The sequence below is a fragment of the Massilia hydrophila genome, from assembly GCF_020208145.1.
Classification (GTDB): domain Bacteria; phylum Pseudomonadota; class Gammaproteobacteria; order Burkholderiales; family Burkholderiaceae_D; genus Telluria; species Telluria hydrophila.
Window position 1 is genome coordinate 1 of the sequence record NZ_JAHYBX010000026.1, and the last position, 838, is coordinate 838.

Sequence of the window (838 nt, forward strand, 5' to 3'; positions counted from 1 at the left end):
CGGCCAGGTGCTGGATCGCGCCCGAGATGCCGACCGCGATGTACAGGGTCGGGGCGACGATCTTGCCGGTCTGGCCGACCTGCCAGTCGTTCGGCACGAAGCCGGCGTCCACCGCCGCGCGCGAGGCACCCATGGCGGCGCCCAGCTTGTCGGCCAGCGGCTCGAGCAGCTTGAAGTTCTCGGCCGAACCGATGCCACGGCCACCGGAGACGATGATCTTGGCGGCGGTCAGTTCCGGACGGCTTGAGGTGGCCAGTTCGCGGCCGACGAAAGCCGACTTGCCGAAGTCACCAACGGCGGCAATCTGCTCGACGGCGGCGGAACCGCCGGTGGCGGCGCTGTCGAACGCGGTGCCGCGCACGGTGATGACCTTCACGCTGTCGCTCGACTGGACGGTGGCGATGGCGTTGCCGGCGTAGATCGGACGCTCGAAGGTGTCCGGCGACTCGACCTTGGTGATTTCCGAGATCTGGGCCACATCCAGCTTGGCGGCCACGCGCGGCAGGATGTTCTTGCCGTAGGCGGTGGCCGGGGCCAGGATGTGCGAGTAGCTTGCGGCGATCGCCAGGATCTGCTCGGCGACGTTCTCGGCCAGGCCATCAAGCAAATGCGGCGCGTCGGCGACCAGCACTTTGCTCACGCCGGCGATCTGGGCGGCGGCTTCGGCGGCGGCGCCGCAGCCCGAGCCGGCGACCAGGATGTGCACTTCACCGCCGCACTGGGCGGCAGCGGTCACGGTGTGGTGGGTGGCGCCCTTCAGGGAGCCGTTGTCGTGTTCAGCGATAACGAGTGCGACCATGTTCTTTTCCTAAATAGGGTGAGCGGCAGGCCGCGATTA

Annotated in this window: 1 protein-coding gene; it reads right to left on the reverse strand. The window is 68.1% G+C overall.

The window, feature by feature from the left end; genetic code table 11:
* A partial coding sequence (locus tag LE190_RS21315; protein ID WP_225240591.1) for an electron transfer flavoprotein subunit alpha/FixB family protein occupies positions 1 to 799 on the reverse strand: 799 nt, incomplete at its 3' end.
* Positions 800 to 838: the final 39 nt, after the last annotated feature.